The 11,031-nt window shown below is 40.1% G+C and carries 9 protein-coding genes; 1 reads left to right on the plus strand and 8 read right to left on the minus strand.

Annotated elements, in window-relative coordinates; all coding sequences use genetic code 11:
- Positions 1 to 39: 39 nt before the first annotated feature.
- The 8 genes from H6H03_RS34405 to H6H03_RS34440 form a co-directional block, all read right to left on the minus strand.
- On the minus strand, positions 40 to 2,673 hold the full coding sequence (locus H6H03_RS34405; RefSeq protein ID WP_190959499.1) for a TnsA endonuclease N-terminal domain-containing protein: 2,634 nt from the start codon (positions 2,671 to 2,673) through the stop codon (positions 40 to 42).
- On the minus strand, positions 2,666 to 4,450 hold the full coding sequence (locus H6H03_RS34410) for a site-specific DNA-methyltransferase (protein WP_190959500.1): 1,785 nt from the start codon (positions 4,448 to 4,450) through the stop codon (positions 2,666 to 2,668). Before H6H03_RS34410 ends, H6H03_RS34405 begins: the two co-directional genes overlap by 8 nt.
- 2 nt (positions 4,451 to 4,452) lie before the next feature.
- Positions 4,453 to 7,359: an ATP-dependent helicase gene (locus H6H03_RS34415; protein ID WP_190959501.1), complete on the minus strand. Its 2,907-nt coding sequence runs from the start codon at positions 7,357 to 7,359 to the stop codon at positions 4,453 to 4,455.
- Positions 7,360 to 7,461: 102 nt separating this feature from the next.
- Entirely contained in the window at positions 7,462 to 7,710 is a 249-nt protein-coding gene (locus H6H03_RS34420; RefSeq protein WP_190959502.1) for a helix-turn-helix domain-containing protein, read from the minus strand.
- Between the two features lie 182 nt (positions 7,711 to 7,892).
- Positions 7,893 to 8,774: a hypothetical protein gene (locus H6H03_RS34425; RefSeq protein WP_190959503.1), complete on the minus strand. Its 882-nt coding sequence runs from the start codon at positions 8,772 to 8,774 to the stop codon at positions 7,893 to 7,895.
- A 32-nt stretch (positions 8,775 to 8,806) separates the two neighbouring features.
- The gene (locus H6H03_RS34430; protein ID WP_190959504.1) at positions 8,807 to 9,184 is read right to left on the minus strand and encodes a hypothetical protein; all 378 of its coding nucleotides are present in this window, start codon (positions 9,182 to 9,184) and stop codon (positions 8,807 to 8,809) included.
- Positions 9,185 to 9,188: 4 nt separating this feature from the next.
- The gene (locus H6H03_RS34435) at positions 9,189 to 9,371 is read right to left on the minus strand and encodes a hypothetical protein (RefSeq protein WP_190959505.1); all 183 of its coding nucleotides are present in this window, start codon (positions 9,369 to 9,371) and stop codon (positions 9,189 to 9,191) included.
- Between the two features lie 67 nt (positions 9,372 to 9,438).
- On the minus strand, positions 9,439 to 9,765 hold the full coding sequence (locus H6H03_RS34440) for a helix-turn-helix domain-containing protein (RefSeq protein ID WP_190959506.1): 327 nt from the start codon (positions 9,763 to 9,765) through the stop codon (positions 9,439 to 9,441).
- A gap of 215 nt (positions 9,766 to 9,980) precedes the next feature.
- Between H6H03_RS34440 and H6H03_RS34445 the strand changes: the two genes are divergently transcribed.
- Positions 9,981 to 10,940, plus strand: coding sequence for a hypothetical protein (locus H6H03_RS34445; protein ID WP_190959507.1), 960 nt, complete (start codon positions 9,981 to 9,983; stop codon positions 10,938 to 10,940).
- The last annotated feature ends 91 nt before the right edge of the window (positions 10,941 to 11,031 follow it).

The following is an 11,031-nucleotide window of genomic DNA, read 5'->3' on the forward strand; positions in this document are numbered from 1 at the left end:
TGGAAAATCTAAATTGGATTAAGAGTCGCCTTTCTGTTGTTAGGAAAATAGCGAGATGTAATGTCCACTACCTGCTTCACTACCTGCGATAATTTTGTATGTCATCTGACTTGCAGTAGCCATTTGTTCAGCAAACTGTTTTTTAGCTTGTACTACAGGGTCTTCAATTTTGTTATCACCTTTGACTTCAACAATTACATAAGAATCATCTTCTTTTTGGAAAAGGAAATCAGGATAATACTTTCTAATAGAATGTGAGTCTGGATCAATGTACTCGATATAAAAATCAGATTGACCATGTGTAAGCATTCCAGTAAAGTAAATCGTTTTAACTCTACCTTCTCTTAATAAATTCCAGAACAGTGTACGTTCTGGGCTTGAATCAAAGCAATAAGTATCAAGGTGAAAGCTTTTGGTTGCATAACTACCAACTTCTTCTCGTTTTACTATTAAGTCTTTGTTGGCATTGAATGTATATCCTTCACTTGAAATTTTTACTAGTTCTACTTCGTATTCTTCAGTTGATTCTTCCTGGTCAATTTCATAAAATTCTTTAAATAAATGAGGAATAACCCAGTCATAGAGAAGTTCATTATATTCATTGACTGACTTCAGAATTTTTTCTGTGCCCTCTTGAGTTGTAGCCAAAACATTCTCAATGAATATGCACGACTTATTGAGATAACGAGAAATTTCTGCAACTAAAGTTAATTCGCTGAATTTTCTCTTCTGTCTTACAACAGTTAAATCTGCTGTTTTAACTTTACTTCTAGAAGCATCTTTTAGAGATATGCCTTCTTGTTCAGTGTGAATTATTTTGTAACCTTTAAGTAAGTCTTCAGGGATGTTATCTAGTTTAAGATTAATCCCGCTAACAAGATTTTTTTCCTTAATTTCAAACTGCCTACGAACTCTTCTCAGCTTGATTTTCACAGGTGGTGGGACTGGATGAACTTTTACAGTTTCCTTATCTTTACTAATGTCTCCTATTTCTTGAATGCTGATACGGAAGTTTTGTTGTAACTCGTTTTCTAGGATTACTTTGTTATCTTCGCTTAAATACACTTGTCCTGTTTGTTGACCTTCGCCAATTGCACGCAGACAGCGCATAGTAGCTTGTAGTACAAATATTTTTGATTTGGGCTGACGGAATAAGGCAACACTAAACAGTGAACGACAGTTCCAACCTTCACGACCTTTGTTAACTAGCAGAATAAATTGTTTATCTGATTCAGGTGTATCCAGGCGATTAAACTCACGAATATCATCGTTGGTTGTAAGTTTTTCATCCCCAACATTAACGAGAATCGAACTACTAGGAATATTGTGTTTTGCTAAAGCTTGTTCAACTGCGGGGCGTAGTTCTTTTTGGAGTTCTTCAATAGTGGCAGCGAAGAAAGCCATTTTTGGCAGCATTCCCTCATACCGTTGATTGGAATTGTGTTTAAGGAAATCTGCGATCGCAATTTCGACAAATTCATTGCTGCGGCTATTTGTATAGCTGTTGATTCTGACTTTTTTGAGAAAGCCCTTATCAATTGCTTCCCTCAAACCATAAGCATAAACCACTTCAGGTAATACTTCTTTACCAACGTAGGGTGTACCCGTGTAGTTGTAACACGCTACTACATGAGTTCCTGCTCGTTCTAGGCTGGCCGCCAGCTCATCAACTGTTAACCGTAGACTTGTGGCAGTTTGCTTAATTCCCATATCATTGGCTAACTGATTACCAAAAGCATGGTGCGCTTCATCAATGTAAATTCCCAGCTGCTCAATGCGTCTTAGCTTCTCAAAGCGTTGGTTACTTGTCAGGGAATCTTCATCATCCGGTTGGTCAAAACCGTAAAGGTCAGCATTTTGGGCATAAACACTATCTGCCTGATAGTCAGGCTTACCACTGCCCATTAGCTTCTCTATGGGTGTTTTTTCCTTGTGCTGACGTTTGAGAATAATTTTTTGCGTATTGGAGATAATGACGTTAAAACGAGACTTATCTAAAACAGTAAGCGTTGCCCCAGCTTCATCAAGAAAGTGGAATTGAAGATGACTAACAAGGAAATTGACATATTCTGGTGGTACTACCTTTGTCATGTCAAAGGTTTGAATTTCTCGTAATGACTGGAGAACAGTTTTATCTGGAGCGAAGACAAGGGCATTGTGGCAATATTTTTTGTCTTTAGGCCATTTATTAGCGAGAATAAACTCATAGAAAATGCAAGTTGCCATGAGGATAGTTTTACCTGTTCCCATCGTCAAAGCAAAGATGTAGTTGGAATAAGTACGGGCATAAGAACGCATTCTCTCAAATACCGCTTCGTACTTTTCTTTGGAAGCTTCCTTGAGTATATCTAACTGAATTTGTCCAGAACGCTCTGCAATTGTACGTCCCTCAAACTTACCTGTATTATCCGCCCACTCCTTAAAGATTTCATGCACAGCTGCATTGTCTAAATACTCTTTCAAGAATACGTAGATTTCTAAGGCTTCAAACTGGGGTTGACGCAGAAAAGCTTTAGAATTATTTTCAGGATCGTTATAGTCTAAAAATCTTTTAGTTAAGCTTCGGTAGTGGTTACGAATAATCCCTCGATTTGCTTTATAAAAATTATGCAAATAGGTAAAGAAAGCAAAATCCAGGTTAACATTTTTGGATGTTTTTCTAGCTTTAGCCATGTTGCACCTCCTTAATTAAAGATTCGGAAAGCAAATCAGTAATCTTCACAGCGATTGTTCCAGCATCATCAGGAATTTTATATCTGCCTTTCACCAATTCATTCCTATCAGGAATGTCTACATCTTTGGGTTCTAAAACTGCCCCGTCATAGTTCCAATCAATCATGATGGATTCTACAAGTTCTCGCCAATCTTCTACATTTTCTTGCTGAAGGCTGAGTTTTTGTAGCAAGTTCATAGGGTAGAACTTCTCAATTACAAGGTATTGTTTTTGGATAGTAATTTTTGCGTCTGAGTCTCGTTTAAACTCCAGGTTAGATTTGTCCCGCAGAACGTCTACTACTTCAACATCAATCTTGAAGGGACGAGCCTCTTTCTCAAGCTGACCTTTAAGATCAGGTTCATGACCCATGCAAATAAGGGTGATTTTTTCAACAGGTTTGTTAGGATATTCTGCTTGACGTTTTTCAAAAGCTTTATAGTCAAACCCAGCAATTAATTCATTGAGATCAGCACGAGCAGCAATACGGTTGACGGGCATAATTTTTATCATCCGCCCATCTTTTTCGCCATCAAACAAGTTACCTTTCTCTAGGGGGTTGACTTCTAATGCTTCTAGTAATAAATCCTTAGCTTGAATGGGATTGCGGAATACATCGTAGTGATTGACATTGTAAACCTCAAAACCTGTGTAGTAAGTAGTTGGTTCTTCTTCGCTAACTTCTAACTCTTGTTGTTGATTTTGTTGATTGAGTTCGGATGCGATCGCTAATAGGCGTTTGGTAGTAATTTGTACAGCACCTAAGTTAATGTCTGCACCAATGAAGCGGCGACCAAGTTTCATTGCAACGGCTTGAGTTGTACCGCTTCCCATGAAGCAGTCAAATACGATATCACCAGGATTCGATGAGGCTTTTATTATACGTTCTAGTAACGCTTCGGGCTTTTGGGTAGGGTAGTTGGTTTTCTGAGGATTTTCACCAATAATCAACGGTATATCCCAAACATCAGGCATTGCAGCACCAGGACTATCCTCATCTGTTGCATATCGATTACTTGGATCTTTTCCACCTCTTTTCTTTCCTCCCCATCTCTTAAGAGTACTTTCAGATAAACCTACATACTGAGGGTTAAATAGATTGTTTGAAGATTTAGAGTAGAATAAGATGTTATCGTGGCTTTGGGGAAAATGACCTGCTGCCCGTGCAAATTTTCTATATGACCAAATAATTTCATTCTGAAAATTATTTGACCCAAAAATTTCATCGATAATACATCGTAAATGATGATACTTATGCCAATCACAGTGTAAATAAAAACTTCCATCTTCTGATAATAACTCTCGTATAATAATTAAACGTTCATATATGAATTGTAAATATTCATCATTAGTCCAAATGTCTGTATATTGCTTTTCTTCAAACGAGTTTAAATTGTTTGTAGCTTGCTGACCATTTAAACTAATTTTCTTCTTATACTCAGCCTTAGAATCAAAAGGAGGGTCAATATAAACCAAATTCACTTTACCTCGAAACTCCTTCAGCAAATGAGACATTACCTGAAGGTTATCGCCCCAATAAATCTTGTTCCGCCAGCCATTCACCTCATCACCATGTACTTCCTTCAATTGAGCAGGGTAATATTGTGTAGAAGTAAAAGGACGCTTGCCCTTCCAATGCAACATAGGGTAGCCTTTAATCGGCTCAAACTTATAATCTTCAACAGTCTGAATCTCTCTATTATTAGGTACATCAATCAATAACTGCTCATTACTCATAATTACTTTTTAAATCTCCAGTTTTTAGCATCGCAATAAAATCTCATATCACAGCCCTTACAGAGCTTATTGGGTCGCTCTGGAATGCTGAAATCTTTAACTTCAATCCTGCTCACAACCTCATCAAAAGTTGCAATAGTCTTATCAATTGAACGACTATTCTTTGAAAAGCTGATATACGGATTTCCTGATTCTTCACTGGTATAGTAAAGATGTGTTTTACTCACTGTTAAACCAGTGCGTTGCTCAACAATATGGGCATAAACTTCAAGCTGTCTGCGATAACGGTCTAACTTATCCCGGTCTTTGGGATTATTTACATCTAGTTTCTTCTCTGACTTAAAATCTACGATTTCAACCGTATCATTTTCCCCTTGAATCAGGTCAATACTGCCCTTCAAAATGTAATTATCTTTGACTAGAGAAACATCTACTTCAGCCTCCTTTACTCGCTCCCAATTACCATGATTTCTCCGGTAATAACGTACCACCTGTTCAAGAGCAGCACGCTTTACATTGGGGGCTAAATACGCTCTTTCGCGCTTGGTCAAATACGCATAATTAGTATCAAACCAACGAATAACTTGTTCCTCTGAAAGCTTATGTTCTTCGCCTCTTAAAACAGTTTTATGAATATCTTCAATAGTTTGATGTACTACCGTACCAAACAAAATTGAGTTAGTTTCACTAGGAGCAAATTCTAACTCTTTAAAAAAGCGATACTGTTCTGCACAGTTTTCATACAGTGTTAAGTGAGAAGTGAATGAATATTCCCGCTTCAGGTTCACATCCTTAACTTTCTCCAGTAGAAGTGCTTCTGGTTGAAAGTTGGTATTTCTCCATGAAGGTAAGCTGTTGTAAAAATCTGTAAAATACTTCGATGGAGTTTGCCCCTTACCGTCCTTCTCCAAACAACTCAGGATGAGTATGTTTTGAGCGCGAGAAAACGCTGTGTAAAATAAACGGCGAAAGTCAAAAAACTTGATTAACTCCAGTGGTTCAAAGGGTGGGCGGAGTAGGTAGTTATTTTCTAATAACTCATCCAGTTGGGTGTACTGTTTACGGGGTACAGCGTCCAGTGAAGCTGTTATTACCACAGGGAACTCCAGCCCCTTTGATTGGTGAATCGTCAAGAATGACACACAGCCACTAGGGGCATACTCTGACTTATCTTCATACTCATCAATACCCCCATCTTCCAAGAACCTGAAAAACTGGTTAAACAAATCCTTGAGATTCTTCTCTAAGTAAGCAGGGGTTAGTACATCAATATTATAGAGATACTCAAATTTATCGAGCAGTTGAGAGAAAATTGCTAAGTTCCGCATAGAGCGGCTGTTTTGAATACCCTTCTGTTGCAGTAAGCTTTCATCTAAGTAACGATTAAATAAAGGAAACTGTAGCAGACGGTAAAACAACCCCGAAAAAGCATAGTCAGTATTATGGCTAAGATTCAAATGCGTTTTAGCGATCGCTCTTGCCCATTTCCATAGATCTGCATTCTCAGGCTGGCGAATTTCATAAGCAAACGACTGGAAGCATTGATTATCGTAATAATCCCAAATTTCAAGGTGAGCATCATCGTTCCACTTACGAATATTAGGGTACTGGGGAAACAGGAAAATTAATGCTCCAATCATTAAACGAATTTCTTCTCGCTCAAAAAACTGATTAGAGCGCGGAGAATAAACATTAATGCCGTTTTTCTCTAGGAACTGTGACAGCGCAACAGCTTTGTCATTCTTGACAGAGCGAAACAGAAAAGCCACTTGGTTCCAGTCTGTTAAACGGCCTTTATCCCTGAGTGTGTGTAAAAACGCTAAAACCTCCTGATGCCATGCCTGTTGAGTTTTGCCTGAAACTTTCATCACACATGGAACTTCAGGAAATAACTTGTCTTCCCTTGCTTTAATTAACTTTTGAAACCGGAATGTTTTACCGCTATCCTCCCACTCTTGTTCTTCCATCCAACGGTTGTAGAAGTCGATGATATCTGGATGGGAGCGATAGTTAGTAGTTAAATATACCTGTTCACAATTTCCTTGAGGGAATTGGTCTTTAAACTGTAAAATATTGCGGATGCTTGCTCCTCTGAAGCGGTATAAGCCCTGGTCATCATCACCAACTACACAAAGATTTGGGCGATCGCCTGCAAGTAAATTCAAAATCAATTCTTGAATGGTGTTGGTATCTTGATACTCATCTACCATCAAATATTTGATTTTGGCTTGCAGTTCACCCAGAATTTTTGGATTTTGCTGTAAAAGTTTCAGTGCTTCAGATTGGATTGTAGAAAAATCGATTGCGTTTTCTTCCTCCAGATATTTTTGGTAAAGAGCGTAGCAATGACCTAATACAGCTACCTCTGTTTCACTAGCATTGATGAGTGTTTTAGGATTTAATGCCTCCTCACTGACTGTATTAATCCATTTCATCAACTTCTCTGATTTATCCCAGGCAGACTGCTTATGACTACCGATAACAAGCTCAATATTAAGAATGTTTAGGAATTTTGAAAGGCGATAGTAGATAAAATACTGCTGGTCGAACTGATCCATCATCATGAAATTGCGCTTGAGGCGGGTGAAATCCCTATGTTCTTCTAGCCAGCGCAAACAGATGGAGTGAAAAGTGCCTAAGTACATTTCATTGAGGTTGAAACGTACACCAAGTTCAAGCAGACGATTAGAAATCCGTGTTGTCAGTTCTTGGGCTGCTTTGTCTGTAAAACTGACGATAAGTAAATTTTCAGGAGCTACCTGTTTCTGTGTAATTAAGTAGACAATCCGCTCAACCAGAGTAAAAGTTTTACCTGACCCTGGCCCTGCAATGATTAACAAAGCACCTTCAGTAGCCTGAATAGCCTGTAATTGTTGAGGATTAGCTTTACTGGTAAAGGTGCTTTGCATCTTCCTGATAACTTTAAAGACAACACATCAAATCAGCAATCGTGTTACTACAGCGATTGCCTACAACAAAATCGAACAAGTATAACTATCTTTCTTCCAAGGTTAGTTGGAAGAATACTTCAGTAATAATTCCTGTCCTTGTTCGCCCATTTCATTCAAAATTTGCTGAATCTTCTGCATAGCCAGAGGCGATGGCTTGGAACGTCCATTCTCCCAACGATTAGCAGTTGAATATGTAACACCCAAAGATGCTGCAAACTGTTCTTGTGTAAGACCGGTCAGATTACGAATTTCACGAATGAGCTTGCCAACTTCTGGTTGATTTTTTATTAACCCCTTTTTGATAGCCATCTAGCTCAAAACTCACTACTTTATGTAGCAAGTGATATGCAATTTGCTTCATTCTATTTGCGCTAAAGCTGGCTTGTAACCTGGTTAATTTACGGTTTTTTGTATTGCTTTTTATAAATTACTAAGTAAATACCGTTAACTTAAATATAAACATTATGATTGAAGTCTTCAACAAGAGAATCTTACGGAATAATTTCAGCCTCCAGCAAGCCCAGCACTTTTTCTTCCAATCCAGTCAAATAAGCCCGCCTCAGCTTCCCCAACGACTCCAAAAACCTCTGCACCGACTCCTCCAGTCCACTCGAATACACCTGTGAAATGCGATCGCAGATCTCCTGCACCTGCTGACATTCATCAGGCAGGTAATTAAAAGATTTCAAATGCTTCAGTCCAACCGTCAGTTCTCTATCCCAAGTTCTGACGGTACAACTGAAGTTATTGACTGCGGTGACAATAGCCCAACACCCGCCTTTGCCTCTGAGATCGGGATTGTCCTTAGTTAGAATTTGGCACACTTCACCGATTTGGTAGGTATTGGGTACTTGGGTGCGTTCCATTATCTTTTGCACTGCATCTTTAACAATACGATGAGATGGTACTTTCCCCTTGGCAGATTCTACAGCTTGTTGCCATGCTTCGGGCTGAAGGTCTGGTTCTAGTTTTGCTAACGGCCTAACTTGCCACTCATTAGTCGGCAAAATGTGATCGTTCCGATCACATTTTTGCTCCAAGTTATCAAAAATAACAGCCGCATCCATTAAAAGATAGGACTGGCGGCGACTGTGACCAAAGCGATCGCGGCAATACTCCTCAAATGTGCGGTGTGTCGAACGGTAAAGGCGGCGATCGCGTAGTTCTGCCAAAGCCTTACCTGCTTCAAAAAACGCCCGTTCGACCTTCCGTTCCAAAAGCAAGCGATCGCTTTGCTCCTGCTCGGTCAATTCAGGTACTTCAACAGCAGGAACGTCGATGGTTACTGAAGTTGGATCTTCTGAAGGGGCGATGTCTGGGTTGGGTGGTGCGGCAGAGGTGGCTTTTTTGCGCTTACGGGGTCGGGTATTCATCAATCCACCTCTACCCTCTAGCTGACTAGCCCCTAAACTTCTTGTAATTCTTGGGAAACCTGAATTTCTGGCATTGGCTCTAGCGGGGTAATTACTGGGGAGTATCGACAGTAGCAGATAATCACTGCCTCAAAATCATGATTGGGAATTTCTGGGGTATACTCTTCAACTCTGGTTACTTCCCAATCCCCGATTCTGCTATGGGTACTCGAATCAGGAAACTGTTTATCTGCAAACTTAGATACTTGATGATATTCTCTAAGTCTGTATCCTGGTTCTGGTATTGGAGAATTGGAAGAATCATAATGTTCCGCAAGTATGCTGGTATAAGCTTCGGTATGAGCTAGTCGCCTTTCTTCCCACCCTTGTGCTGACATGGATTCAGCCTTGAAAATAATGTACTTACTCATAAAATTAATTCTCCTGTTCGTAAGTAGGAAATTTAGTTTCGCCTTCAAATACACAGTCAACTTTTAATACTTTGTTTCCGGTTGCTTCTACCCGCAACAGTTTCCAACCATACTTTTTCTCCATAATGCGGCATTTTTCTGGATCTGTTGCAGCGTGCCGCGATTCTGGTTTCTCACCATTACTCATTCTTCACTCCTCTGTAAGAAAATCAACGCTAATACTAGAGGCTTGATTAAATTGAGAGCAATTATACTCATGCTGCAATCATTTCATTTGCATTTATGGATTGTGAATTAAAGTTATTGATTTTGTCTTCTTTGACTTCATCAACTACTTGAACTAACTTTTGTTCTTTTTTAGAACTTCCATCATTGCTATCGGGTACGCGAACTAATAGATCGCCAACTTCACACTCTAAAATCTGGCATAACTTGTCAAGTGTTTCCAAAGGTATTGATTTGGCTTTACCATATTCAATTTTTTGAACGTTGGCCAGCGACATCTCAAGTCGTCTTGCTAGTTCGTTCTGCGAAATTCCTCTTTCGTTTCTAATTTCTTTAAGTCTTACTTCCACAGTCATGAGTTGAATTCATACATATAGATTAACCTACTTTTAGTAGTCTATCTATTAATAGTATTTATTGAAAGAAGACTGTTAGATAACTTACTATCATGATACTATCCATTGAAATACCTACTAACAGTAGGTAAAATAGGAATAACAAAAGGCAATCGCTCTTAGCCTGGAAAACTTGTGCGATCGCCTTTTGTCCTTACATTCAAGGAAATACAATTATGACTCATAACGTCTATACCCATCAACAGCTGCACCTGAAATCCCTAGCCCGCCTCAAGCAGATCTACAGCGAAATCGGCTGCACACTCGAAGTACAAGACAGACGGCGCAGGGCTGCGTGGATTAGTGCGTTCGTCGAAGACGTTGGCGCAGCCATCGCCTCTCACCAAGCCGCCCAACTCCAGAAAATCGCCCGTCCTGCAAAAGACGAACAAGAGATTGCCCAAGGCGAGTTCGAGCAGTACATCGCAGACCAAGCCGAAGCCATCGCCCCGGAACCACTGACAACAGTAGAAATCAACTTCTACCACCACGAGATTTACTGTGGCAAAGAACTCATCGCCTACATCACCTACGACCATAGCGAATTCATGACCCAACCTTGGCTGGTTATGGTCAACGGTGAAGAGAAGTTCCGCGCTAACACTTGGGCAAAATGCCATCGCTACATTTCTTGGCATCATAAGGACGGCACACTCAACCCATTTGCATTAACTGAAGTACCAGAAGTACCGACAATTACAGAAATCTCGTTTTACGACCAAGAAGCCTTGGTTAATGGCGAATTGGTAGCCAGCATTAGCTTCGATAGCGAGAACCATGAGAACCTCTACTGGCGAGTGCTAGTAAACGACGTTGAGATTTTCCGAGACACTACGCCTGCTCGATGCCAAAGCTACGCCAAGCAGCAGTACCAGCAAAGCACATTGCCAGTGCAGGAACCATTCGAGGAACCATGCACCACAGGGAATGAGGTGAAGAGGGGTTGCTCAAGTGAACAGCAGTATTCTGGCTCGGCGTTTGATGCGGTGGGGTCGCTGTTGGAAGTAGAAGAGTCAACCGATGCACAAGTAGCTGACTGCGAACAATTGCTAGACCTGCCGTTTGAGGAGTTAACCGCCGAAGACTGGCAACGATTACGGGCTTATAAGCCAGTACCAGACTTAGTTGCAGCGTAAGGGAACAGTGGGCAATTCCAATTCGCAATTCGCAATTCGCAATTCGCAATTTAATAGTTACCTGCATTTAGAACAAACCTCAGTTCTTTTG

It is taken from the genome of Nostoc paludosum FACHB-159 (assembly GCF_014698835.1).
Taxonomy (GTDB): Bacteria; Cyanobacteriota; Cyanobacteriia; order Cyanobacteriales; family Nostocaceae; genus Nostoc; species Nostoc paludosum.

What these genes read in the sequence shown, in the direction of transcription:
- H6H03_RS34405 (WP_190959499.1), bottom strand. Translation starts at nt 2,673, where the DNA reads ATGGCTAAAGCTAGAAAAACATCCAAAAATGTTAACCTGGATTTTGCT.
- H6H03_RS34410 (WP_190959500.1), bottom strand. Translation starts at nt 4,450, where the DNA reads ATGAGTAATGAGCAGTTATTGATTGATGTACCTAATAATAGAGAGATT.
- H6H03_RS34415 (WP_190959501.1), bottom strand. Translation starts at nt 7,359, where the DNA reads ATGCAAAGCACCTTTACCAGTAAAGCTAATCCTCAACAATTACAGGCT.
- H6H03_RS34420 (WP_190959502.1), bottom strand. Translation starts at nt 7,710, where the DNA reads ATGGCTATCAAAAAGGGGTTAATAAAAAATCAACCAGAAGTTGGCAAG.
- H6H03_RS34425 (WP_190959503.1), bottom strand. Translation starts at nt 8,774, where the DNA reads ATGAATACCCGACCCCGTAAGCGCAAAAAAGCCACCTCTGCCGCACCA.
- H6H03_RS34430 (WP_190959504.1), bottom strand. Translation starts at nt 9,184, where the DNA reads ATGAGTAAGTACATTATTTTCAAGGCTGAATCCATGTCAGCACAAGGG.
- H6H03_RS34435 (WP_190959505.1), bottom strand. Translation starts at nt 9,371, where the DNA reads ATGAGTAATGGTGAGAAACCAGAATCGCGGCACGCTGCAACAGATCCA.
- H6H03_RS34440 (WP_190959506.1), bottom strand. Translation starts at nt 9,765, where the DNA reads ATGACTGTGGAAGTAAGACTTAAAGAAATTAGAAACGAAAGAGGAATT.
- H6H03_RS34445 (WP_190959507.1), top strand. Translation starts at nt 9,981, where the DNA reads ATGACTCATAACGTCTATACCCATCAACAGCTGCACCTGAAATCCCTA.